The organism is Falsiporphyromonas endometrii, assembly GCF_042654485.1.
GTDB classification, from domain to species: domain Bacteria; phylum Bacteroidota; class Bacteroidia; order Bacteroidales; family Porphyromonadaceae; genus Porphyromonas; species Porphyromonas endometrii.
In genome coordinates this window covers 1-24358 of the sequence record NZ_JBHSGO010000045.1, presented here as the reverse complement: position 1 = coordinate 24358, position 24358 = coordinate 1, and the positions used below count along the sequence as shown (strand labels likewise).

Here is a 24358-nt window from a genome sequence, read left to right as displayed (position 1 = left end):
CCCGGGCGGACGCCAATCCCCCCGGTGTTTTTCATGTCCGCCTGACGGATGAGAAAAACAATTAAATGAAATGATTAATTTTGACTCAAAGATAAACTTCAATTACACACTTTTAGGGATACTACCTATTAGTGTCCATAAAAGTATATTAACACATTGATTTTCAGGATGTTATTAGCGGGTAAGCCTTACAACTCCAAGATGGATACAATTGCTTGTCACTCAAAGAGTTATTATGCTTCTTCAAAAGTTTACCGGACAACAGCAAGAATTGGGTATATCTGTTTTATGCAAATGTATTTGTTGTCTTCACTTAATTATCCATCCGTGATCAAGCTCATCAAGTAGTGGTTTATCACCCACAATCGAGTCGCCATAGCCAAATGTTTCGTATTCTTCTTTGAACCTTGGCAGTTGTTTTTTGAGGTATCTCACTTTTGCTTTTCCCCTACAATTCTCTCCATCGAGTTTTCCTGTGGCTTTGTTTTCTATTATTTCGAAAGAGGCTCCTATTACCATATCTATCCCATTTTCTTCAGCCCATGGTTTTATCCAATTTGTGGGTGATGCAGATACGATGATAGTCTTATCGCCATTTGTTTTGTGCAAAAGTAACTTATCCATCATTTGTGGATTTGTTTTTTCGTTCAATATTGCTTTGAAAGATTGGCATAGCTGATCCAATTCTTGTGTTGTTTTCCCTTTTATGGCGCATCTAAGCATCATTTCTTTTGCCTTTTTAGCAGGAAATAGTTTCAATTTATAGCTTAAGAAGATGATAAAGAAATAGACACATAAGATCGGGTACTTAAGAATACCTGTAGCGTGTTTAAGAAAAAGGGGAAAGCTATCTGCATTTATCAGAGTCCCATCGAAGTCGAAAATAGCCAATCTTTGTTTATGCGATGACATAGGATATGATGTAGAATTGAATAATCCAGCAGATGATTATTGCCTGAAGACCATGGTCTTTGAAGATTAGATCGGTGGGATTGCAATACTTTCTGTCTACTATTACTCTTCTGAGATAGTAGATGATACCGAGGGAGACGATGGGTATAGTTGTATAAAGGTATTTGCCATGTAGCTCGATGCTTTCGCTATCTACACAATATAGTGTGTATAAGACTAATAGAATGGCTGATATTAGGGTAAGGGTGGCAAAAAGAAATTGGGAGGAATAAAATTTGACGACCGGTCTTGTTGATTGCTCACCCTTCTTGTCTTCGGCAATAAGCAAATCTTCCAATCTTTTCCCAAAAGCCAATAATAGTGAAACAAAGAATACCATGAGAAATAGCCAATGTGATGCTACGATAGAAGCTACGAGACATCCTGAAATGACTCTCAATAAGAATCCTGAAGCTACGAAGAATGCATCTAATACCGGTTGATGCTTTCCCCAAAGAGAGTAAATGATATTTATAATCAAATAGCAAATGATACAATACCCGGCATAAAGCCCCTTGGGCAGTCCTAAGGCAAAAAGCAGTGAACCGGACAAGACCATTAGGGATACAATGATAAGTTGGGCTTGATTGTTGGAGATGCTTCCGCAGGCTATGGGCCTATTCTTTTTCTCCGGATGCAATTTATCAATCTCTTTGTCACAAAGATCGTTGAATACGTACACCGTGCTTGCTGCCAATGAGAATGCAAGGAATAAAATAGCAATGTTTCCCCAAGTTTTTAGATCATATATATTGTGACCAAAAAAGATGGGAAAGATAACGAAGATATTCTTTATCCATTGTTTAGGTCGGATAAGGGTGATAATATCTTTCATAAATGCGTTGTATTGTTTTTATTAAGCTCCTACCATATGTGAAGGGCTTGTGTTGAGTATCTCTTGCAATTTATCTACTGTGATATCAACAAATATCTCTCCTCTATAGGCCACTGATATGGCACCTCTCTCTTCGCTTACGATGATCACTTTGGCATCGGTCTCTTGGGATAGTCCAAGTGCTGATCGGTGCCTCAATCCAAGGTCTTTGTTTAGGTCTGTGTTAGCGGCTACCGGCAGGATACATCCGGCTGCTTTGATCTCATTGTCTGCAATAATCATCGCACCATCATGAAGAGGTGAATTTTTGAAGAAGATATTTTCAATAAGTCTGGCTGAGATCTCAGAGCGAAAACGTTCCCCTGTATATTCATAAGGTGTAAGGTCCATTGTCTGCTGAATGGCAATCAGTGCACCTGTCTTTTTCTTTGCCATATTCATGCAGGCCAATACAACGGGGGCAACCCATTTCCTCTCTTCGGCTTCTTTCCCTTTGTCGCGTTGGAATATCTGATTGAATATCCTCCATTTGGTTGAACCTAATGTGGCTAAGAATTTCCTTATCTCATCTTGAAAGATAATGACAATCAAAAGAAATCCAACATTAATAAACTTGTCTAATATGGCACCCATCAACTTCATTTGAAGAACTTGTGAGATGATAATCCAGAGGACTACAAAGAAGATTATCCCACTAAAGAGGGCTTTTGTACCTGAACTTCTTAATATTGAATATGTGTAATAGAGAAACAGAGCAACAAGCAGTATGTCGACAAAGTCTTTGAATGTAAAGGTTAGCCACATAGAAAATGATATTAGTTAGATCCTTTAAGCATTTGTACTATTTGCACAGCCTCAACAGCCTCCTTGACATCATGAACACGTAAAATGTTTGTTCCTTTTAGCAGAGCATAGGTGTTGAGGATCGATGTGCCATTAAGTGATTCTTGTGGAGTTCCGCCCAGCAATTTGTATATCATGCTTTTTCGAGAAATTCCTACCAATACAGGCAGGTCAAAAGGATTGCAAACCTCTTCTTGTTTTGACATAAGAAGGTAATTTTGTTCCAAGGTCTTGGCAAATCCATATCCGGGATCTAAGATGATATCTTTTACACCTAACTCTCTAAGTTTACCTATCTTCTGTACGAAGTAATCTGTCACTTCAACTGCGATGTCTTCGTATTGACAAAGGGTTTGCATCGTCTTGGGAGTCCCTCTCATATGCATCAAGATGTATGGTACCTTAAGAGAGGCTACCGTTTCAAACATCTTTTGATCTATCTCTCCTCCGGAGATGTCATTAATGATCGAAACACCATATTCTTCAACACACATTTTGGCTACATCGGCACGAAATGTATCGACACTTACCACAAGATTTGGATAGTTGTCCCTAATAAATTGAAGAGCCGGTCTGAGTCTTCCGGCTTCATCTTCAGAAGATATGTCTTCAGCATCGGGACGTGAGCTATAGGCTCCAACATCTACCATTGTCCCTCCCTGGTTGATGATTTCTTCAATTCGTTTGTTTAGGGCTTCTATACCATGAATGCGACTCCCGCTATAAAAAGAATCCGGGGTTACATTGACAATCCCCATAACTTGGGGTGTAGACAAATCTATTAGCTTACCGTGTGCGTTGAGTGTATAATGTTTCATTGTAATATGTGATGCTCTTATTTTGATTTAAAGACCCAAGCCTCGTTGCTGATCTTTGCTGCATTGGTATATGCCTCTTTACTGTTGGTATATTCTCCTTGATATATTCGATACCAATAGCTGTCTTTTAAGATTCCCACATCTTTCCTATTATCCAATTTTTCATAATGAATAAAGTCTTCGACTTGTTTGCGAGTCTTAAAGCTTCCTATAATTACAAAGTAGCCATTCCTCTTGATGGGAAGTTGATAGCAGGGGATATTGCTAATCATTTCATCTGCATTTGTAGCCACATTAGGGGCGGTTTGCTGTTCTGCTTTCTTTTGTTGTACATCTACAGCTTCAACCGGCAAGGCTGTTGCGGACTTATCATTCTTCCAAAGACTATTGGCAACATACTTGGTTGGGATAAACGCAGCTTCACAATTGTCTTGAGAATTTGTTGACCCGAAAGGAAGCAAGAACAAAGCTCCAAAAGCAAGTACTGCAGCAGAAGTCAAAAGTGTTTTCTTATGAATAGGAATGTAGTAGTATCTACTGTTTAAAGGCTTAGTTTCTGTTTTGGTTGTATCCCTCTCCGGTTGTAACATAAGTCTTGGCATAGAGGTGGGTAGAAGTCCATAACTTGCCAAATGAAGTCGCTTTGTAGCTTCGAGATATTCGAATGAAAGTTCTCCCGTATTGCTCAAGTGAAGTTCTCCAATATGGGGCAATATAACTTTTTTATTTGCAACAAGATCCGAACGGAGCGATTTGATATCGTCCTCCAACATAATGCGTGCGCGTCTTTGCGATACACCATAAGTATTGGCATAGGCCGTTTCTAACAAACCATCTCTATGAGAAAGAGCAGCATTAAAATGCAATTCTTCTGATGGAGGGTATGCTCTGTTTTCATTTTTATCATATCTGGCCGGGATTACTTCTGTAATAAATCCGCCAAGGTCGGGAATAACAACGCATCCTGTTTTTGCCAGACATTGATTGATATGTTCGGATAGTCTTTGATAAGCCATTTTTAGTCAGTTTAGTAAAATATTACTATTCATACAAAGATAATATCTTTCGTCGAAACATCTAAAGCTATTCTTGCTCTTTGATTGGATATATTGTGTAAGAGAATTCTTTTTAGTATCTTAGTCGCTAAGATAAAATACGAGCCATGGAGATAAGCATATTACTTACCATACTTTTGATGATGATTTCGCTTGGAGGAGTGTTCTTCCAAGGGGGTAAGATGTGTCTTGTCAACGAAGAACAAATCTCTGACTCGGTAACTATCAAATATGATCTTAACAATGCTCTTTATCCATGGGCTGTGAAGCTCGTCAAGAGAGAGGCTTATTTGTTAAATATTGTTGCTGCGTCTAATGGTAAAAAAGCTGCTCAAACAGCACTGATTCAACCCCAAAATCTTAAGTTCGAGGGTTAGGGTAACCTGACCTTCATGCCGACTTTGCCCGTTTTGTAGTACGAAACGGGCTTTATTTATGCGCTATTTTAACAAATAAGGTCGCGCGAGAAGCAATCCATTCTCGCGCGACTTTGAATCTGTTGTCGCGCGACCTTGACATGCGAAGTCGCGCTACTTCAGGTGCAACCTCGCGCGAGTTTACTTTCAAAGTCGCGCGACAACGGATTGCAAGTCGCGCGACCTTCCAAAAAAGGCGGCCTAAAGTAGATTTTTAAGTGGTCTAAAGGAAAATTAAAAATCCATTTTATATAATTTAACATATGCCGTTTCTAATTATTTTGCCTAATTCCTCTTTTTATAATAAATATGACCATTTTTGAGGACAAAATTGGCTGAATTTAGCATGAAAAATGCGCTATAATAATTTACATTATTTATCATATTAACTGCAAATACATAACAATATTCTTGCTTTCAAAGTATCATTACTCCAGAAAAAGCCTGGAAAGTAAAAAGAAAAGTGAGGTCTTTAGCAGATATAGAGCCTCTTAGTTGCTCAACTTGCATAGGATAATAAGGTATCTCTTAATTGTTTAAATCGTCTTATTTTGGCAGGATGTTTTGGGGTTTGTATAAGAGATATATCTTTGCATTGTATGGCAAATGGCAAAAAATTTGAGTTTAGGCAATTCTCTCTTTCGCAAGATCATTGTGCTATGCCTATAGGTACCGATGGTGTTTTGTTGGGTGCTTGGGCAAGGCCTGATGAGTCTGATGCTAAAGCAATGATTTTGGATGTGGGATGTGGGTGCGGATTGATAGGCTTAATGCTGGCTCAGCGTTATCCCAACGCTAATATTATTGGTATAGACATAGATTCTGAAGCAGTATCAACAGCAACTAACAATGCTCTTTTATCTCCTTTTTGTAGTCGTGTAAAGTTTTATAAATGCGATATCATGCAGCCGGATAGCCGTCTGTTGGAGCAAAAATTTGATTTGATAGTAAGTAATCCTCCTTTCTTTTCGAATGGAATTTGTGCTCCTGATACCAAAAGGGCTCAGGCTCGTCATCAGTCTGAGGGCTTTGGTATTGATTCTTTGATGGATGTTGCTTTCTCATCTTTACTTGGTGAGAATGCTTCTCTTGCTTTGGTTACCCCGTTTGATCAATTGGATAGAATGCGTCTTCATGCAGTAAAGAGCGGATTTGAATTGTCTCGTCTTACATCAGTTTGCACAAAAGAGGGTAAATCTCCCAAACGCTGTTTGACACAGTGGCGTCGGGTTGATTTATCAGCATTGCCTGTTAGTGACCAACCTCTTTGTATTTTGGATAAGAATGGGTGCTATTCAGATCAGTATAAAACCCTTACAGAGGAGTTTTATCTTCCATCACATTTTGATAAGAAGTAGCTTAATGTGTGTGAATTATATATTCCTTTTTAGTGTAGAGCCCGAATGATTTTCCTTACTCTTTCGCTTGTCGTTATATCATTTGCAAATTCATTTATCCTAACAGTCCCACCCATAGACACTCTGTCATTCTTGTAGGTCATTTTTGATGGGAAGGATTCTCTTGCCGAGAAATGAAACTCATGTATACCGGTCTCTTCTGCGATTTTCTTGATATTGTTTTCGCCAACACCACACCCTGCCAAGAGGATGATATTTCCATTGTTGAGTGATTCGAGTCGTTTCAACAAAGGGATACCTTCATTAGCTGAGGCTTCCTGCCCGGATGTAAGTATACGATCAAAATTGAGTTGAGTGATTTGTTTGAGTGCAAGAATAGGGTCTTTACAAACATCAAATGCCCTATGAAAAGTTGTTGACATGCCTTGAGATTCGTGCTTCAATGCCTTCATGAACTCTATATCTATAGATCCATCACTTAGAAGCCCACCAAATACGACGCCATCAACACCAACCTTTTTGCACAACCTTATATCTTCAATCATAATTTTCTTTTCCAAATCATTGTATAGAAAATCACCCGATCTTGGACGTATAATGACGTGAAGTTTTGTTTTATTTAATAGCTTTCTGGCCGTACTGATATCGCCAAAGGAGGGAGTGGTGCCGCCTTCGGGTATACCTTGGCAAAGTTCAACTCGATCTGCTCCTGCTTCTTGTGCTGCCAATGCACTTTGTACCGAATTGGCACACACCTCAAATTTATAATCTTGTGTTGTCACGATGACTTATAGTTGATCTTTTATTCTTTCAAAGATATTGCTGTCTTAGCTAAGCAGAATGAATTACATTGATTCAAAAGACTTATCAATCTTGTCTTTTTCTTGAAGATATACATCCACAGCTTCGCATAGTTCGTTGTACCAACTTTCGCCGTAAGCTCTTATGAGAGGTTCTTTTAGGAATTTGTAGATAGGCACCTTTAGGCTGCGCCCCTTTTTAAGGGCACATTTGCATATCCCCCATTTCTGATAGTTAAGAGCTGTCAGACCAACTTTTAGTTTGGCTGTTCTTATGGGGTATAGGTGGCAGCTAATGGGTTTTATAAAGTCTGACTTCCCTTGTCTGTATATTTTTTCAAGGGCGCACTGGCATCGTCCAAGTTCATCATATGTTGTGAAAACACAATCTCTACCATCTACCAATGAGGTTACTTCGTCCCCTTGTTCGTCAATATAGCTTACTCCTTGCTTTTGGATAACTTCTTTGGCTCTTGGAGAGAGGTAAGATTGTATCAAAGGCAACAATTGTCTTATTTGGTCTGCTTCACCTTCTGCCAAAGGTGCTCCGCTATCTCCTTCGACGCAACAAATCCCTTTGCAAGCATCATAATCACAAACGAAACACTCGTCTATCAATTCAAAACTAATAATCTTGTCTCCTATCTGAAGCATACGCATAATATTCTATTGATTTGTGAGGTTGTTTCCTTTTATAAGGAGTCTCTACAAAGTGTAGTATAAGGGGCTGAATCAAAAATTACTTTTGAATAGCCCCTTATATTTATAACATGTTTGAAATGAATTTATTGGATAATATCCGAAGGTAATAGCTATTTAATATGGTATCATATCCATATCGCCTCCGGTACTGTCCGATGTTATTTCAAATACATCTTCATCTATTATATCATTACATGGTTGGAACCCGGGAGGAAAGTTAAATTGCTCATTATTGGAATATCCCAAAGTTGGATCGAGATATACCAGTCGCATAAACTCGCCAAAGATTGGTAGTGCAGCCGCTGCACCTTGGCCAATTGCCATTGAGTCGAAGTGAATACTTCTGTCTTCTCCTCCTACCCAACAACCGGCAACAAGTGATGGCGTAAATCCCACAAACCATGCATCCGAATTGTTTTGTGTCGTACCTGTTTTTCCTCCGAGAGGCATTTGCAGATTGTATCTGTATCTTAGTCTTCCACCGGTACCTCCATCAACAACTGATCTTAGCATAGTAAGCATTTTGAGTGCGGCATCTTGATTGAGTACCTCTTTGGTTTTTGGTAAAAAGTTGGCAATCGTGTTGCCATGTGAGTCTTCTATACGAGTCACCAACAGTGGAGCCACTTTGATGCCACCGTTTACAAAAGTACTGTATGCACTCACCATTTCTGATACAGAAGCATCACAAGTTCCCATACAAAGGGATACGTCCGGATGAAGGATTCTTGCCATTAGCCCAAAACTTTTCAGAAGAGCTGCAAATGTATGGGGTGTGGTTTGACCCATCAACCAGGCCGTTACCCAGTTGTCCGAATGCTGTAGTCCCCATTGGATTGTAACCATTCCTCCCGATCCTCGACCTCTTGGAGTCCATGGCTTTCCGGATAGTGAGATAAGTGTTTGTGGCACATGCTCCATAGTAGTGCAAGGAGTCAAACCGTCTACCATGGCTTGAGAATACAAGAATGGCTTGATGGTCGAACCGATCTGTCTTCGTCCTCGAGATACCATATCATATTGGAATGCAGAGAAGTTGATTCCTCCGACATAGGCTTTGACATGACCATTGATAGGATTCATTGCCATAAAACCGGTGCGGAGATAGTTCTTCATATGCAAAATAGAGTCTAATGGAGTCATCTCAACGTCTTTCATTTCGTCCCAAGTCCAGATTTGCATCATTCTTGGTTTGTAGAACGTTTTGATAATCTCCTCTTTGGATAAACCGTCTGCAGCAGCAGCTCTCCAACGTTCAGTTTGTCGCATTGCGCGATAAAGGATTTGTTCCTTCTCTTTCTTGGATATTTTATTACTTGATGAAGTGGCGTACGGATTACCCTTTTTCTCCCTGTCAAATGCAGGTTGTAGTACATCTTTCATCTGATCCTTGACTGCCTTTTCTGCATATCTCTGCATAGGTATGGAGATAGTCGTGTAGATTTTTAGGCCATCAGTATAGAGGTTTTTTTCATGCTTTTCGCACCATCCGTATAGGTCATTTTCTTTCCATGAAATACTATCTGTGATATAGTCGTCTTCTTGCCAAGAAGCGTAGTTTGAGCGTTCCGGCTTTTTAGCTGTAAGCATCAGCCTTAGATATTCTCTAAAATAAGGTGCGATACCATCTTTATGACTTCCTCTATGGAAATGTATCTCCATGGGAAGTTTGCTAAGAGAGTCCAGTTCAGCCTTTGTGATGTATCCGGCTTTTTCCATCTGTGAAAGGACTACATTACGTCTTTGGGTAGATTTTTCTGTTGATCCATGAAGCACCGGATTGTATAGAGCCGGATTTTTACACATTCCCACCAGTGTCGCAGCTTCCTGAATGTTAAGTTCTTGTGGAGTTTTTCCGAAGTAGGTGTATGCTGCAGAACGTATACCAATCGCATTGTATAGGAAGTCGAATTGATTGAGATACATAGATATAATCTCATTTTTGGTGTAATACCTTTCGAGCTTAGTAGCGATAACCCATTCGATGGGCTTTTGCATTAGTCTTGTGATGGTATTTTTTGTCATGGGAGTATAGAGCATCTTGGCAAGTTGCTGCGTGATGGTAGACCCTCCTCCGGCACTTTTGTCTTGTAAGATACCTCTTAGAATAACGGCTCTCATGAGAGCTTTGTAGTCTATGCCAGAGTGATCTTCAAAGCGTTCGTCTTCTGTAGCAACAAGAGCTTTGATAATGTTTGGCGAAAGATCCTTATATGTGACATAGATACGGTTGGAACCGCGTTGAGAATACGAGCCAATCAATTCGCCTTCTGCTGAATAGACTTGAGAGGCAAATTTATCTATAGGGTTTTGAAGTTGGTCAATCGGGGGCATATAGCCAATCCAACCTTCTGCTATCATAAAGAATATGATGAGAGCAAATACCCAAAACAGTCCGAAGAGGGACCACATAATCTTTAGTATCTTCTTTTTCTTATCTGTCATTGTATTCAGCTTTTACTATAATCCGGCATGCATTTCTACCATGAAACGCATTAGTTATATTGTGCAAAGGTAAGAAACTGCTTATAATCTTATGCATGAGGAGCTGTTAAAGCGATTGGTCATCTTTGCTAAGTTGTGACTTCATCTTATATTTTTGCTTTGTCATTGGCCGGCACCATTTTGTCATCAATCAATCTTTCATTGAAGTTTTGGATGATAGCCGGCAATACTTTTGGTGGCGTTGTTGTTTCATTTCCTTTGAGTTTGGGTAGCAGAGGCGTATGGATTGTCTCTTCTTTTACTTTTCCCTCTTGATTCATTGAGTAAATCTTATTCCCGGTCATCATTCTGTAATCACCATCATAGATAAGTGCATAATGGTAGCTGTTAGGATCAAACATGTTTTGCCCGGAAGTTACAATAGGATCTTTGATCCCCAGTAGATATAGTAGAGATGGGAATATGTCTGCTTGCTCAGTTACGATATTAGTATCGATCAGATGGCTTAGAGGCTTACCCGGTATATACCATATCATAGGAATGGCAAATCTTCCCGGGAGACTTTGATATTCCGGACGGATGGTTTCTGATGCGTGGTCTGCTATCAATATAAATATGGTCTTCTTAAACCAAGGCTGTTTTGAGGCATCCTTGAAAAACTCATTAAGGGCATTGTCTGTGTAACCCATCGTCTGATGTATCTCAAGTTTGCCTTTTGGATATTTCCCTTCGTCTTCTTCCGGCACTTTGAAGGGGGTATGGTTGGTGACCGTGAAGAGTGTGCCAAGCCAAGGCTCTTTGCGTTCGGAAAGTTCTTTGACAGCTTGCTTGAGGAATGGCTTGTCCCAGATTCCCCACATACCGTCAAATTGTGATTTTGCATTTGGAAACTCGTTGTACCCATAATACTCATCATATCCTATCTGATTGGTAAAGGCATCAAATCCCATCGACCCATTGGGGGCGCCATGCATGAATATGGAGTGATTGTATCCGTTTTGTTTAAGAACTTTTGGTATGCCTTTTAGCTTTACTCCGGAATAGCAAGATGTGACAAAGTTTATTCCCAACGCCGGGATAGAGGTAAGGGTGGATGGCATGGCATCTATCGATTTCCTTCCATTGGCAAATGCATAAGGAAAGTAAACTACATCGGGAGATTTTAACAATGAATCTATATGGGGGGTATAGCCAAACTTGTCTTGTTGCAATCCTCCAATATGTTCTTTTGCAAAAGACTCAACAATAAGGATCATGACATTAAAATCTTTGTATTGTCCAAAGATGCTGTCTTTGTCACCGGTTGGCTGTGCTGAATAAATCCCGCTAAACAATTTTTTTGCCTCATCTTCCGGAAGATAATGCACCTTTTCGAGAACTTTTTTGTTGATGGTTCTCAACATGCAGAAAGGAGTATTAAGTACCAAGTCCCTGTCTTTGGTGTCTTTGACATAAAGGCTGGCATTGCTTAGTGTGATAGGTCTTGTCGAGTGAGCCCATCCGCCTCTCATAGCTCCAACTAAGAGAAAAGCAACAGCTGCAGTTTCGATGAGACCAAAAGCTATGCGTTTGGTGAGAGGTGATTTGTTGATTGGAGCATATTGAATGCGACCGGACATCCACCACAGAAGTACAATTAGAATTATACCCAACAGCGTGAGTCCAAAATAATCCCATGCAAGGGAAAGAAATAAAGATATAGGAGAGTCGTTTGCAAATTCTTGAAATACTGTGACTGTTGTTCTTTTGAGTACAAATGGAAAATATCCACAATCTCCAATGTTGAGGATAATCGCCAAGGTGTTTGGAATGAAGAACAACCACCGGATGATATTTTGCATCCATTTGCTACAAAAGACTTGATCGCTTAGAAATAATCCGATGATGCAAATAACTACGACGGGAAGATTGATGTATGCTCCGGCACTAATGTCAAATTTCCATCCTCCCATCCATGCCCTAAATACTTCAGAGGTGCTTAGATGTGCATAAAACTCATGATTGTATATATAGAATAGTAGCCTTTCTATATTGAAGTATACGAAAGACAAAGCAAGAAGGTAGCAAAGTTGTACAATCTTAAATGGTGTATGTATAGTCCTTTTGAAGAAATCGGGAGTCATAATGGTCTCATCGTTATTTTATTTACTAAACTTATTTTATTCGTCTCCTTCAAAGGTGTCCACAAGTACTGTTCGGTAATTGTTAAACACATTTGACTTCGATATGAAGCCGAGGTAGCGCCCTTCTGAATCAACAACCGGCAGATTCCATGCATGCGTATCATCAAAGATGTGCATAATCTCTTCCATACTCATCGTATCATATAGCTTGGCCGGAGGCGATACCATAAAACGCTCAACTCTGAAGCGGTTATAAAGTTCCGGTCTAAACATAATGTTGCGGATATTATCCAGAAGCACAACTCCCATCAAAACGCGGTCATCGTCGATAACGGGGAATACATTTCTTTTGCTTCGTCCAATAACTTGTACCATATCTCCTAAGGTCATTTCCGGTTTGACACATTCAAACTCAGTTTCTATTACGCTATTGACATTCATTAGGCGAAGTACGGATTTATCTTTTTGGTGTGTAAGGAGTTTTCCCTCTTCGGCAAGTCGCAATGAATAGATAGAATGGGGCATGAATACACGTATTGTTGCAAACGAACTAATACATACAAGCATCAAGGGAAGGAACAGATTGTAACCTCCGGTTAGCTCAGCAATCAAAAATACACCTGTCAAAGGGGCATGCATCACTCCTGCCATCACTCCTGCCATTCCCATTAGAGTAAAATTCCTGCTTGGTAGATTGATGATGTTGAAATAGTTGATAGCTGTAGAAAACAAAAAGCCTGTCAGCCCCCCAACAAATAGGCTTGGTGCAAATAGTCCACCACAACCTCCACCGGAGTTGGTACTGACGGAGGCATATACTTTTGCCAAAAGAGCAAATGCCAGGAAGGCAAATACAACCCAATAAGAATCGGACATTCCGCTGATAAGACTGCCCTCAAGAAGTTTGCTGTAATTGCCGTCGATGAGATAATCTATTGTGACATATCCCTCTCCGTACAATGGAGGAAAAAGGAAAATCAACAATGAAAGGATGGCCCCCGAGATCAAAAACTTCTTGGTGTAAGATTTCATTGACTTGAGCTTGCCCTCAATCAAGAACATCACTTTGGAGAAGTAGAGAGAAATAAGACCGCATAGTATGCCGAGAACAAGAGCATAGGGGATCCTCTCCATTGTAAAAGAGTCTGTCTGAATAAACTTAAACATGGCTTCTGAGCCATTGATCATATATGCAACCGAAGCCGAGGTTACCGAACTTACAAGCAGAGGCAATATGCTTGCCATCGTAAGGTCCATAAGCAAAACCTCGATAACAAATACGAGACCGGTGATGGGAGCTTTGTAGATCCCTGCAAGGGCACCTGCAGCACCACAGCCTACCAAGAGCATAAGGGTCTTTTGCTCCAGTCTGAATAATCTTCCCACATTGGAGCCAACAGCCGATCCGGTGTAGATAATTGGGGACTCTGCTCCAACGGATCCACCAAAACCAATCGTAATAGAGCTTGCTGCCAAAGAAGCCCACATGTTTCTTGGCTTAATGCGACTTTTTCTTTGAGCTATGGCACTCAAAACTTTTGTCACTCCATGACTGATGTCATCTCTTACGATATATTTTACAAACATAGCCGTAATGAAGATACCGACAGGCGGGAGGATAAGATATAGGTAGTTGTGATGGATGGATTTGCCTATCCAAAACTCTTGTATGGCATGTATGGTCAATTTTAGTAGAATAGCGGCAAAGGCTGTCAATATCCCGACTACAAAAGCCAGAAATATGACAAATACTTTCTCGCTGATATGTTTCTCTCTCCAAAGAAGGATCTGATTAAACCATTGTGGTTTCATTAAGTTGTCTTTCTTTCTATTCATTTGCCACTTCCTTTAATTAGGGTGTATATTGTATAACACAATACAGCTAAGTCAAGCTGTAAAGACATATTCTCATAATAGAGCCAATCAAATTCGAGCCTCTCTTCCATCTCTTTTAGGTTAGAGGCATATCCATACTTTACCATTCCCCAAGAGGTGATGCCGGGTCTGACATTGTGCAAAAGGTAATAATAAGGAGCTACATTGACCAGCTGTTTGATATAATAGGAGCGTTCAGGTCTCGGCCCCACAAAACTCATATCTCCTTTGAGTACATTCCAAAATTGAGGTAGTTCGTCCAAACGATATTTGCGAAGTGTCCGACCTACTTTTGTAATTCTTTTGTCTCCGTCTTTGCTAAGCTGTGGACCATTGCATTCGGCTTCGGTGTACATGGTCCTAAATTTGTAAATCATAAAGGGTTTGCCATAAAGACCTATCCTCTCTTGCCTAAAAATAATGGGGCCTTTTGATGAGAACTTTACACTAATTGCCAGTATCAGCATAATCGGGCTTGTGATAATGAGCAAAATAAGGGCGCAAATTTTATCGAAAAGCCATTTGACATTCTTTTCCCATTCAGACATATTGGTGTCGGTAAGGTCAATAAAAGGCTCTCCTTTCATCCCCCTGACTTTGACTTTCGCACCGGCGAAAAGCATACTTCTCATTGGAACTTTGATCGGTATCTTGTACTTGTACAGACCATAGAGTAGGAGGCTAAAGCACTCCAGATGCTTTCCTTCTATATATACAACTATAATGTCCGGATTGCGTTTTGTGATACAAGTCTCTATCTCATTGATATGTTGTTGAATGTTGATATCTGCCTCTTGATGTTGCATATTAGAGGTCGGTATCATGATTTTGTCCAAGATGATTTTCCCCTCTTCTCTAAGGGTCTTTTCGATGGGGAGGCTTGTGGCTTCGTCATTCATGATAAGAAGTATTTTGTCTCTTTCATGAAGTGACTTGTAACGCTTTATCTCTATTGTTGTTTGTATGAAGCGGATAGGATAGACAACAATAGTCATTAGGCTGAATAGATAAAAATAGAGTTTGAGATAGACACTTGTGTCAAGTACCACGTCATCTACTACAAGTCCCATAAATACAATGATGGAGCCGATAATAGTAGATATAATTGTTGTTGGAAATTCGTCTAAACGACTTTTGTTCTCGACATTGTTGTAGTATCCGGAGAGTGCAAAAAGTCCAATCCAAAATAGTACAAAAATTATTCCTACAACATAGGCTTTCAGATTGAAGATGAAATCATAGAGTTCACCAAAAGTCGGACTCTTATCCTCGACTGTATATCGAATGCAGTTGAAGATAAAGTAGCACAGAGTTACACTTATGCAATCTGACAAAATGTATCTGAAGCGAAGGTATGCTGTACGACTCATTCTCTAATGACTTTTACCTCTCCGTTTACATCCAGTTTGATGATTTGTGACGGCAAAGATGGAGTCAAATCATCTTGCCTATATTTTACGATGTAATCTACTTGTGCTTTAATCTCCTCTTCAATCTCATGAAAAAAGTGTGGAGACGGATGCCCACTAATGTTGGCAGAAGTAGAAACGATGGGAACGCGCATTTTGTTGCAAAGAGCTTTGCTAAACTCTTCTTTTGTAATGCGGATACCGACACTTCCGTCAGAAGCAATGAGTTCGGGAGCAATATTGCGAGCATTTGGGTAAATAATGGTGACAGGTTTTATTGCCATATCTATAATGTCGTACGCAAGCTCGGGGACTTCTCTCATAAGGCCGGGTAGTTTGCAGTCATGATCGGTAAGAACCAACATGGCTTTCGAATCGCTTCTTTGCTTGAGAGTATAAATTTTTTTGACGGCCTCACTATTTGTTGCATCACACCCAATACCCCAAATGGTATCTGTGGGGTATAAAATGATGCCTCCATTCCTCATTATGCGGACTGCCTCTTCAAGATCTGAACTGTCAAATCTATTTGCCATAATTCATTTATTTAAAATTTGAGGTTTATAACAAACCTAATGAGTGGGGCAATAGACTTCTATACAATGACAAGAAATGATCTCTAATTATTTGTTGTCAGAAAAAGACTTATCACCCGTAAGGCATGTTATATATTACAAATGTAGAATAAATGAGGCGATTTGAAAAAAGAAGTATTACAAATGGCTAAAACAATTAGAAACTTAAGGTTGTGATTTTATTGAATGTATGCAAATAGAGCGTGTGTTGGGTTAGATTGAGGATTGGAGTCTTGTTAGGAGGCATGGAAGAATAGGCACAAAAAAAGCGAAGTTGGCATGCCAACCTCGCTCTCTAATGTCATTAGAAAACGTCTTGTGGACAGAATTACTTAGCTTCTTCCTTAGCTGGTTCTTCAGCTGGAACTGCTTCTTCTGTTTCAGCGCTTGCTGTAGAGTCTTCTGCAACTGCTTCTTCAGCCGGTGCTACTGTTGAATCTACTGTTGTTTCTACTGCTGTAGAATCTACTGGTTGTTCTTCTGTCTTGTTACCACCACAAGATGTCAAAGCGAAAGCTGCGATAACTGCAGCTGCAAAGAAAATCTTCTTCATAATTTTTTAATTTATCTTAAAGTAATACTTCTAATATCGACGACAAAGATACAACAAGTTTGCAATCTACAAAATCAAAAGACCAAAATCCATAAGCAAATTCACATGAAAGAAGAACTTAGAGCTATTCTCTCTGTCTTAACTGAATGTAAACTAATGGTTTATTTTTCTTGTCCTCTACTGATTTACTAAGAATGCAAAGCCTATTGTTTTCTCTACATGTCACTACAAAGGTAATATACTTTTTCTTAAATAAGCAAATTTCTTTCGAAATTATTTGTAAAGAAATCTTTTGATACTTTGTTTTGGCGTTTTAATAAACGGTTTGTCCTGTATCTCAAACTTCCCTATCTTTTCGTAAGTACCTACTTGTTCGTTGATCTCTTTTCGGCCTTCTTGAATAATTTTTACGGCTTCTTCTCTGGAGAGGTTTGCTTTTTTGTATTTTGTTTCGTCCGGATAAACAAGGGCTATCAGCCTTCCATTCCTGGATACGACAAGGCATTCTTGTACATAAGGAAGCAAGTTGATTTTAGATTCGATCTCTTCGGGATAGATGTTTTGACCGTTAGATCCTAAGATCATTGTCTTTGATCTTCCTTTGATGAATACATTCCCCTCTTTGTCCATTGTTCCGAGGTCTCCTGTATGCATCCATCCGTCTTCTGTGAAAAGGTCCTTGGTAATATCTTCTTTTTTGTAATACCCAAGACATACATTTTCTCCTCGGCATTGAATTTCTCCGACTTTTCCATCGTGGCTTTCGGACATATCGATTCTAACTTCCATAATATCCTTCAAGGCTTTGCCACAAGAATGAAGTTTCCAGTTTCTCCAATTTTCATAGCAGATAAGGGGACCACATTCGGTCATCCCATATCCAACCATAAAAGGAAATTTAATCCTCTTAAGGAAAGATTCGACCTCCGGGTTGAGTGCTGCGCCACCTACAATAACTTCGTGGAAGTTGCCACCCATGCCGTCAATCATTTGTTTCTGGATTGATTTGCGGATAATATTGGTGACAAATGGGAACTTAAGAAGAGCCTTGACAGCCGGCTTGCTGATCTTTGGGGCAATTACATCTCTATATATCTTTTCAAGAATGAGTGGTACAGTGATAATCAAATTGGGCCTTACTTCCTGAAATGCCTTCATCACAATCTTTGGTGATGGTATTTTTCCAAGGAGGTGTACATGTGCGCCGGTAGCAAGGGGTGTCATAAGGTTAAAAGCGCAACTATATGCATGAGCAAGGGGGAGGAAACAAAGCTCGTTGTCTCCTTTTTTCATAATCTCAAGCCTAAATGCATAGGTTACATTACCTGCCATATTGTTTGCCGTGAGCATAACTCCTTTGCTAAATCCGGTCGTGCCCGATGTGTAATTAAGGATAATCATTCGATCATTTGGCACATCGGTATATTTGACATCTTTGGGCTGATATCCTCTCGGATAAGCTTCTTGAAGCCAGTTGTCGAGCATTTGATCGAAGTTTTCGTTCAATCCAAGTGTGGTATTGTTGTAGAGTATTTTGTTTTGTTGTATTTCAAAGGCAGCTTCTATTTTGCTGTCTTTGAGCTCCTCTTTTACTCCTTTCCAAATACCTTCATTTATAAATATGAGCTTTGCATCAGAGTGTGTAAGGATAGAAGCCGCATCTTTGGGGTTGAAATCCTGTAAAATAGGCACGATTACTGCACCATAAGTAATGACAGACATAAATACAATGCACCATTCAGCTGTATCTTTTCCCATGATGGCAATATGTTCGCCCTCTTCTACGCCAAGCTTCTTATAAAGCTCATGATATCGAGCTATACGGGTAGCTACATCTTTGTATGAGTATGTTCTCTTTTCGATATAGTTTGTAAGAGCGGGGAGCTCCCAATTCGATGAGAAACTGTCAGCATATAATTTGATTAGGTTCTTTTCTATCATGACGATAAACTTTGCTCACTATGATGTATTTTGTGCAAAGATAAGTCCTTTTATGCACACTTGCGCTATTTATGGGCAGATATTTTAATAATAATTGGTGAGATAGTATGTTGTTCTTAACTACTTATTGGCAAAAGGGGGTGTTAGGGGAATATTGTACAAAGTGTTATCCTCATAAGTTTTAAGCAAATTTGGAAGTATTGAGTTTGGAGGCTAAAAGAAGGAGTATCGTGTGCGTGTAATGTCATTGGACTCGTAATTGCAAAAGTGATAGCTTTTTAATACCTTAGTAACTGAAGAAAATAAAATAGCCATGGAAATAATCATACTACTCACCATACTTTTGATTGTTGTGCTGCTTGGAGGATTATCCTCACAAGTCGGTATGATGTGTTTCCATGATCCGGAGCTGATGATAGATCCGCTGACTATCAATATTAATCTTCCTGACAGTCTTCTTAATTTAGCTGAGAAGCTTACAATAAAAGGCTTGTATATGTTAATTATTGTTGCTGCATATAGCAGCTCTAATTGGACTCAAACAACACTTATTTATACCATATTCAAAGTATTAGATGGTTAAGGGTACTTGACCTTCTTGCCCACTTTGCCTGTTTTGTTAGTACGAAGCAGGCTTTTTTATGTACTATTTTAACAAATAAGCTCGCGCGAGAAGCAATCCGTTCTCGCGCGACTTTGGATCTGATCTCGCGCGACCTTGACATGCGAAGTCGCGCTACTTCAGGTGCAACCTCGCGCGAGTATAGGTTCAAGGTAGCGCGAGAATGGATTGCAAGTCGCGCGACCCTCCCAAAAAAGTAGCTTAAAGTCGATTTTTAAGTCGTTAACTTGTCAATAAAAAACGACTTATACATAAATTAACTTATCGCTATGCTGTTTTTCTTTGCTCAACCTTGCTTTTAGTGCAGAATGAACCTGTTTTTAGCTTAAAAAAGAGCTGTTTTTATGCTCAAAAATGGCTTGATTGATTTACAATATTTAGCTAATTCAGGCATATTTATCATGGTTTGTTGCTTTTTAAGAGGTCTAATATAGAATGAGTGACTTATTTTGTTTGAACGAAAACAACAAATATCATTGGTTAGTTACATTGCGATAACGCTGTCATATAGAAATGTGTTGGCTTCCTTATATTGAAATCTGGTCTTTTTAGGTGGGTAAAATGTTCTATTTGTTATTTTGATGATTCTTAGTCTGTCTGTATATTCCTTATATAAAGGGTTTTAAGTTTAAGATATCCATAATTAAGGACTAACTTTGTAGTCTAAATCTGTTTTAATGATGCAATTGAAAAATAACGTTTTTCGTCCTAAGTTGCTGGACGTATTTAGCAACTATTCATGGTCAAAGTTTAGTGCGGATCTTATGTCCGGTATCATTGTTGGTATTGTTGCTTTGCCTTTGGCCATTGCTTTTGGTATCGCGAGCGGTGTTGCACCCGAGGTAGGGCTTATCACCGCTATTTTGGGTGGATTTATAGTTTCGTTGTTGGGTGGCAATAGTGTCCAAATTGGTGGGCCTACGGGAGCTTTTATTGTTATTGTGTATGGTATTATTGAGCAATATGGGCTTGATGGGTTGATTATTGCCACTTTAATAGCCGGTGTCCTACTTCTTCTAATGGGCTTTTTGAGGCTTGGCACATTGATTAAGTTTATCCCTTATCCTATCGTTGTAGGTTTTACGGCCGGCATTGCCATTACCATTTTTTCGACGCAAATCAATGATTTATTTGGACTTGGCATTCATAATGTGCCCGGCAATTTTATAGGAAAGTGGCAAGTCTATATACAAGAGTTCTCTAAGATTGATTTTGTGGCAATGGGATTTGGCCTTGGAAGTATACTCATTATTATATTGACCCCTTTTGTGAGTAAAAAAATTCCGGGATCTTTGATTTCTATCATTCTTCTAACTGTATTGGCTTATTTCTTGAGACAGTCCGGTGTAGAGGGTATTGAGACTATTGGTGATCGCTTTACAATCTCGACAAATATTCCGACACCACATTTGCCAAAGATTGATTTGGCTACTATACAAGCTCTTTTCCCATCTGCATTTACGATAGCTCTTTTGGGGGCTATTGAGAGTTTGCTTTCAGCCAGTGTGGCAGATGGTGTGACTGGTGATAGACATCGCTCCAATACCGAGTTGATTGCTCAAGGTGCTGCCAATATTGTAGTTCCTTTCTTTGGTGGTATACCCGTAACAGGAGCAATTGCAAGAACCATGACCAATATCAACAATGGTGGACGTACACCTGTAGCCGGTCTTATCCATGCGGTGGTCCTTCTTCTAATTTTGCTTTTCCTTGGTCCTTTGATGGACTTTATACCGATGGCTTGTCTTGCCGGAGTCTTGGTAATTGTTTCTTATAATATGTCCGGTTGGAGATCGGTTTTGTCTATTTGTAAGGGTGATAAGGGTGGAATGTTGGTGATGGCAATTACCTTTTTCTTGACAGTCCTTCTGGATCTTACCGTGGCTATTGAGATTGGTCTGTTGATAGCAATGCTTATCTTTATGAAGCGCGTGACAGAAACAACCAATATCGTAGTAAGTAAAGAAAAACTTACACTTAAGCGAGAGGATGATGTGGTGCAATCTAACGAGAGTGAGGACGAACTTGTTTTACCAAAGGGTGTAGAAGTTTATGAAATCAATGGTCCTTACTTCTTTGGTATTGCCAATCGCTTTGAGGAAGCTATGGATATTGTTGGAGACAAGCCCAAGGTGCGAATCATCAGAATGAGAAAGGTGCCTTTTATGGACTCAACAGCTGTTCACAATCTTAGCAGTCTTATTATGACATGTCGTAAGGATAATGTTAAGATCATTCTCAGCGGAGTAAGACAAGAGCTTAGAGAAACCCTTGCTAAGGGTGGCATCGAGGAGATGATTGGCAAAGAAAATATATGTAGTCATATTCATTTGGCGGTTGAGAGAGCAGAAGAAGTTGTAAACAATAACAACAAATAATCTATATGAGATTTTTAAGAATTAATGCACAAGACCCAAAGAGTTTGCAGCTGGCAGACTCTTTGATGAGACCTCTGTACCTGTCAGCTTTCCCGAGAGTAGAGCGAAGACCATGGGATGAATTGGTAGACTTGATTGCCAAGCAGCCTGCTTTTAGGGCTCATATCATTTATATCGAGGATAAGCCGGTAGGTTTTTTCAATTATTGGGAATTCCCTTCAGGTATTATATATGGGGAGCATTTGGCCATATATCCCGAAAATAGACAAAAAGGACTTGGTACATTGTTCTTAGAAAAATTGAAAGATATGGGGGGAGATCGAATGATATTTGAAGTAGAGATCCCTAATAATCCATTGGCAAAGAGGAGAATTAATTTCTATGAACGCAATGGATTTGTTCTCTTGGACAATATGTATTGGCAACCGCCATATCATGATGATCTCAAGCCATTCGAAATGAAACTGATGTGTAGTACCGAAATCAAGGACACCATAAATGTTGATAAAGCAATTAGTGAACTCTATCAATTGGTGTACAACTACAAACAATAATAGAAGAATGTTGCACAAAGTGCCATTCACTCAAATTACAAGCTAATTTGGGGACTTTGAAGAGTGGATGAGATGCATGGCGATGAGGGGAAGTGCTAAGGAAACGTACTCAAGTACGGACCTAAGCCGATTACCGAAAGAAACGCGGCAGATCGCCATTATGCAACAGTCTAAATAGATATCAATTAATCGGTTGATATAATAGTATGAAAAAAGCCCTTGTAGTAGCTTTGCTATGAGGGCTTTTTGTCGTTTATATTACGAGAGAAAAAAGACTGTTATTCGGTCTCTTCAATGTGAGCTAAGATGTATTGTTCGGCTTCGTCCATAAGAGCAAACAACTCCTCTTTGGTATTGGCTCTCAGCATGGCTACTCGCATTTTCTTAAAATTAGGTATTGACTTGAAGAGGGGGCTTACGGCTATATGTCTTCTTGAATGAAGAATGCCTCTTCTTTCGTCTAACTTTTCAATGTTGTTGTTGACCATTGTTTTGAGAATTTTCATCCCTTCTTCTATTCCCATTGGGGGAAGTTTTTCACCTGTTTTGAGATAATGATTCATCTCTTCGAAGATCCAAGGACATCCAATGGAAGCTCTTCCCACCATAACGGCATCTACTCCGTAGCGGTCGAAAGCTTGTTTTGCTTCTTCGGGCGTTGTGATATCGCCATTTCCAATGATAGGAATATGGATGCGTGGATTGTTTTTGACTTTCCCTATGAGAGTCCAGTCAGCTTCTCCCTGATACATTTGAGCTCTTGTTCGTCCATGAATGGTAAGGGCTGCAATACCACAATCTTGCAATTCTTCTGCCAATCTTTCGATAATTAAGCTGTTGCTGTCCCAGCCTAAACGAGTTTTGACCGTAACGGGAAGCTCTACTGCCTTGACAATGCTTCTTGTGATTTCGAGCAATAATTCCGGTGTCTTGAGCATGCCGCTTCCGCCCCCTTTGCCGGCCACTCTTTTGACCGGACATCCAAAGTTGAGGTCTATCAGGTTTGGATTGGCTTCGGCTACTCTCTTGGCTGCCTCTACCATGGTCTCCACATCTCTACCATAAATCTGAATGGCTACGGGTCTCTCTCTATTGTCTATTTGCATCTTCTTTATAGACCCTGCCACATCTCGAATCAAAGCGTCTGCAGATATAAATTCTGTGTATACGAGTGCCGCTCCAAAGTCTTTGGCAAGAAGTCTAAACGCCTGGTCTGTGACATCTTCCATTGGGGCAAGTAGTAAGGGGCGCTTTCCTAAATCTATATCTGCTATCTTCATCTTGTCTAAGTTTAATTAAAAAGGAATCATGCCAAGTCTTCTTAACCCAATCACCTCTTTGCAGATAGGGTGTAATTGGGGTCGGATGATATTGGTTGTGCAAAGATAATTGTCTTTGATGAAAAGTCTTGTTACCATGTAAGTAACTTTTCTATTGAGGGGATGATCTCCTCAACAACTCGGCTTTTTGAGTTGACGTGTGAACCATCAATCATTCTGGAGTGATCTTTGTTATAAAGATTATCAAACAATGTACGGTAAGAAAACAGCTCATCATCTTTGGCAAATAGGGCATAGGTGTGATGTTGTTGAAATGATGAAGGCTTTTCTCTTTCAAGCATCTTGTATTTGTCGAGCTCGTTTTGTGAAGTTTGGAGCAGGTGACCTTGAAAGTGTTCGCTGGGTTTCATGCAGGGATTGATGATAAGGGTAGGGATTCCTCCCACGTGAAGAGCCGTAAATCCACCCATGCTGGAGCCAACCAAAAGGTCAATGCTTTGATCTTGGATTATTGTTTGGGCTTTTCGGATATTGCAAAGAAGATTGTCAAAAGATCCAACTTCGTTGTTAAAAGATGGAGCAATCACATCAATCTTGCCATTTAGTTGCTCTTTGAGTATTGTTGCGGTAGAGCCTTTGGCACTGGAGCCGAGTCCATGAATATAAAGTATCCGTTTTGTCATAGCTTATTTATATAAAAGGGGGCTGTGTCATTATTCGTAATGATTCAGCCTCTAATTTTTTAGCAACCTCTCATTTCTTGAGTTTAAGCAGCCAATTTTTGGATGGGAGCTACCATTGGACTCACAGGAACTCCTAAAACAG

General features: G+C 39.7%; 21 protein-coding genes. 5 read left to right on the top strand and 16 right to left on the bottom strand.

The window, feature by feature from the left end:
* Window positions 1-309 precede the first annotated feature (309 nt).
* The 5 genes from ACFO3G_RS02630 to ACFO3G_RS02610 are packed head-to-tail and all read right to left on the bottom strand — an operon-like array spanning window position 310 to window position 4463.
* Complete coding sequence (locus ACFO3G_RS02630; protein ID WP_380077723.1) at window positions 310-912, bottom strand: HAD family hydrolase; 603 nt, start codon at window positions 910-912, stop codon at window positions 310-312.
* Window positions 899-1786: a UbiA family prenyltransferase gene (locus tag ACFO3G_RS02625; RefSeq protein ID WP_380077721.1), complete on the bottom strand. Its 888-nt coding sequence runs from the start codon at window positions 1784-1786 to the stop codon at window positions 899-901. Before ACFO3G_RS02625 ends, ACFO3G_RS02630 begins: the two co-directional genes overlap by 14 nt.
* A 21-nt stretch (window positions 1787-1807) precedes the next feature.
* Window positions 1808-2590 (bottom strand): diadenylate cyclase CdaA, encoded by a 783-nt coding sequence (gene cdaA, locus ACFO3G_RS02620; protein ID WP_380077719.1) that lies wholly within the window; start codon window positions 2588-2590, stop codon window positions 1808-1810.
* An 11-nt stretch (window positions 2591-2601) separates the two neighbouring features.
* The gene (folP, locus tag ACFO3G_RS02615; protein ID WP_380077717.1) at window positions 2602-3447 is read right to left on the bottom strand and encodes a dihydropteroate synthase; all 846 of its coding nucleotides are present in this window, start codon (window positions 3445-3447) and stop codon (window positions 2602-2604) included.
* A gap of 17 nt (window positions 3448-3464) precedes the next feature.
* Window positions 3465-4463: an HU domain-containing protein gene (locus ACFO3G_RS02610; protein WP_380077715.1), complete on the bottom strand. Its 999-nt coding sequence runs from the start codon at window positions 4461-4463 to the stop codon at window positions 3465-3467.
* Between the two features lie 146 nt (window positions 4464-4609).
* Here ACFO3G_RS02610 and ACFO3G_RS02605 point away from each other — a divergent pair, with 146 nt between their 5' ends.
* Together ACFO3G_RS02605 and ACFO3G_RS02600 are read left to right on the top strand one after the other, a co-directional pair.
* Complete coding sequence (locus ACFO3G_RS02605) at window positions 4610-4879, top strand: hypothetical protein (protein ID WP_380077713.1); 270 nt, start codon at window positions 4610-4612, stop codon at window positions 4877-4879.
* A 638-nt stretch (window positions 4880-5517) separates the two neighbouring features.
* The gene (locus ACFO3G_RS02600) at window positions 5518-6276 is read left to right on the top strand and encodes a tRNA1(Val) (adenine(37)-N6)-methyltransferase (protein WP_380077711.1); all 759 of its coding nucleotides are present in this window, start codon (window positions 5518-5520) and stop codon (window positions 6274-6276) included.
* A gap of 29 nt (window positions 6277-6305) precedes the next feature.
* Here the strand turns inward: ACFO3G_RS02600 and ACFO3G_RS02595 are convergent, their stop codons facing one another.
* The 9 genes from ACFO3G_RS02595 to ACFO3G_RS02555 all read right to left on the bottom strand — a co-directional run bounded on the left by ACFO3G_RS02595 (window position 6306) and on the right by ACFO3G_RS02555 (window position 18699).
* Complete coding sequence (locus ACFO3G_RS02595; protein WP_380077709.1) at window positions 6306-7058, bottom strand: copper homeostasis protein CutC; 753 nt, start codon at window positions 7056-7058, stop codon at window positions 6306-6308.
* Between the two features lie 63 nt (window positions 7059-7121).
* Window positions 7122-7730, bottom strand: coding sequence for a DUF3109 family protein (locus tag ACFO3G_RS02590; RefSeq protein ID WP_380077727.1), 609 nt, complete (start codon window positions 7728-7730; stop codon window positions 7122-7124).
* A 162-nt stretch (window positions 7731-7892) separates the two neighbouring features.
* A complete protein-coding gene (locus ACFO3G_RS02585; RefSeq protein ID WP_380077707.1) occupies window positions 7893-10223 on the bottom strand; it encodes a transglycosylase domain-containing protein in 2331 nt (776 codons plus the stop codon).
* A 146-nt stretch (window positions 10224-10369) separates the two neighbouring features.
* Window positions 10370-12346: an LTA synthase family protein gene (locus ACFO3G_RS02580; protein WP_380077705.1), complete on the bottom strand. Its 1977-nt coding sequence runs from the start codon at window positions 12344-12346 to the stop codon at window positions 10370-10372.
* Between the two features lie 36 nt (window positions 12347-12382).
* Window positions 12383-14182, bottom strand: coding sequence for a chloride channel protein (locus ACFO3G_RS02575; protein WP_380077703.1), 1800 nt, complete (start codon window positions 14180-14182; stop codon window positions 12383-12385).
* Complete coding sequence (locus ACFO3G_RS02570) at window positions 14179-15591, bottom strand: sugar transferase (protein WP_380077701.1); 1413 nt, start codon at window positions 15589-15591, stop codon at window positions 14179-14181. Before ACFO3G_RS02570 ends, ACFO3G_RS02575 begins: the two co-directional genes overlap by 4 nt.
* A complete protein-coding gene (locus ACFO3G_RS02565) occupies window positions 15588-16166 on the bottom strand; it encodes an L-threonylcarbamoyladenylate synthase (protein ID WP_380077699.1) in 579 nt (192 codons plus the stop codon). The genes ACFO3G_RS02570 and ACFO3G_RS02565 overlap by 4 nt, the downstream gene beginning before the upstream one ends.
* A 367-nt stretch (window positions 16167-16533) precedes the next feature.
* Complete coding sequence (locus ACFO3G_RS02560; RefSeq protein WP_380077697.1) at window positions 16534-16758, bottom strand: hypothetical protein; 225 nt, start codon at window positions 16756-16758, stop codon at window positions 16534-16536.
* 273 nt (window positions 16759-17031) lie between these two features.
* Window positions 17032-18699: an AMP-binding protein gene (locus tag ACFO3G_RS02555; protein WP_380077695.1), complete on the bottom strand. Its 1668-nt coding sequence runs from the start codon at window positions 18697-18699 to the stop codon at window positions 17032-17034.
* A gap of 313 nt (window positions 18700-19012) precedes the next feature.
* Between ACFO3G_RS02555 and ACFO3G_RS02550 the strand changes: the two genes are divergently transcribed.
* The 3 genes from ACFO3G_RS02550 to ACFO3G_RS02540 all read left to right on the top strand — a co-directional run bounded on the left by ACFO3G_RS02550 (window position 19013) and on the right by ACFO3G_RS02540 (window position 22253).
* Window positions 19013-19282: a hypothetical protein gene (locus ACFO3G_RS02550; RefSeq protein ID WP_380077693.1), complete on the top strand. Its 270-nt coding sequence runs from the start codon at window positions 19013-19015 to the stop codon at window positions 19280-19282.
* Between the two features lie 725 nt (window positions 19283-20007).
* Window positions 20008-21699, top strand: a complete 1692-nt coding sequence (locus ACFO3G_RS02545) for a SulP family inorganic anion transporter (protein WP_380077725.1) — start codon at window positions 20008-20010, stop codon at window positions 21697-21699.
* 5 nt (window positions 21700-21704) lie between these two features.
* A complete protein-coding gene (locus tag ACFO3G_RS02540; protein ID WP_380077691.1) occupies window positions 21705-22253 on the top strand; it encodes a GNAT family N-acetyltransferase in 549 nt (182 codons plus the stop codon).
* Between the two features lie 278 nt (window positions 22254-22531).
* Here ACFO3G_RS02540 and dusB read toward each other — a convergent pair whose 3' ends face one another.
* Together dusB and ACFO3G_RS02530 are read right to left on the bottom strand one after the other, a co-directional pair.
* Complete coding sequence (gene dusB, locus ACFO3G_RS02535; protein ID WP_380077689.1) at window positions 22532-23533, bottom strand: tRNA dihydrouridine synthase DusB; 1002 nt, start codon at window positions 23531-23533, stop codon at window positions 22532-22534.
* A gap of 131 nt (window positions 23534-23664) precedes the next feature.
* Window positions 23665-24216 (bottom strand): YqiA/YcfP family alpha/beta fold hydrolase, encoded by a 552-nt coding sequence (locus ACFO3G_RS02530; protein WP_380077687.1) that lies wholly within the window; start codon window positions 24214-24216, stop codon window positions 23665-23667.
* Window positions 24217-24358: the final 142 nt, after the last annotated feature.

Coding starts and splice junctions, on each gene's coding strand:
- ACFO3G_RS02540 (WP_380077691.1), top strand. CDS start 21,705: ATGAGATTTTTAAGAATTAATGCACAAGACCCAAAGAGTTTGCAGCTG.
- ACFO3G_RS02630 (WP_380077723.1), bottom strand. CDS start 912: ATGTCATCGCATAAACAAAGATTGGCTATTTTCGACTTCGATGGGACT.
- ACFO3G_RS02605 (WP_380077713.1), top strand. CDS start 4,610: ATGGAGATAAGCATATTACTTACCATACTTTTGATGATGATTTCGCTT.
- ACFO3G_RS02625 (WP_380077721.1), bottom strand. CDS start 1,786: ATGAAAGATATTATCACCCTTATCCGACCTAAACAATGGATAAAGAAT.
- ACFO3G_RS02580 (WP_380077705.1), bottom strand. CDS start 12,346: ATGACTCCCGATTTCTTCAAAAGGACTATACATACACCATTTAAGATT.
- ACFO3G_RS02590 (WP_380077727.1), bottom strand. CDS start 7,730: ATGCTTCAGATAGGAGACAAGATTATTAGTTTTGAATTGATAGACGAG.
- ACFO3G_RS02550 (WP_380077693.1), top strand. CDS start 19,013: ATGGAAATAATCATACTACTCACCATACTTTTGATTGTTGTGCTGCTT.
- ACFO3G_RS02575 (WP_380077703.1), bottom strand. CDS start 14,182: ATGAATAGAAAGAAAGACAACTTAATGAAACCACAATGGTTTAATCAG.
- ACFO3G_RS02565 (WP_380077699.1), bottom strand. CDS start 16,166: ATGGCAAATAGATTTGACAGTTCAGATCTTGAAGAGGCAGTCCGCATA.
- folP (WP_380077717.1), bottom strand. CDS start 3,447: ATGAAACATTATACACTCAACGCACACGGTAAGCTAATAGATTTGTCT.
- ACFO3G_RS02530 (WP_380077687.1), bottom strand. CDS start 24,216: ATGACAAAACGGATACTTTATATTCATGGACTCGGCTCCAGTGCCAAA.
- ACFO3G_RS02555 (WP_380077695.1), bottom strand. CDS start 18,699: ATGATAGAAAAGAACCTAATCAAATTATATGCTGACAGTTTCTCATCG.
- ACFO3G_RS02585 (WP_380077707.1), bottom strand. CDS start 10,223: ATGACAGATAAGAAAAAGAAGATACTAAAGATTATGTGGTCCCTCTTC.
- ACFO3G_RS02610 (WP_380077715.1), bottom strand. CDS start 4,463: ATGGCTTATCAAAGACTATCCGAACATATCAATCAATGTCTGGCAAAA.
- cdaA (WP_380077719.1), bottom strand. CDS start 2,590: ATGTGGCTAACCTTTACATTCAAAGACTTTGTCGACATACTGCTTGTT.
- ACFO3G_RS02600 (WP_380077711.1), top strand. CDS start 5,518: ATGGCAAATGGCAAAAAATTTGAGTTTAGGCAATTCTCTCTTTCGCAA.
- dusB (WP_380077689.1), bottom strand. CDS start 23,533: ATGAAGATAGCAGATATAGATTTAGGAAAGCGCCCCTTACTACTTGCC.
- ACFO3G_RS02570 (WP_380077701.1), bottom strand. CDS start 15,591: ATGAGTCGTACAGCATACCTTCGCTTCAGATACATTTTGTCAGATTGC.
- ACFO3G_RS02560 (WP_380077697.1), bottom strand. CDS start 16,758: ATGAAGAAGATTTTCTTTGCAGCTGCAGTTATCGCAGCTTTCGCTTTG.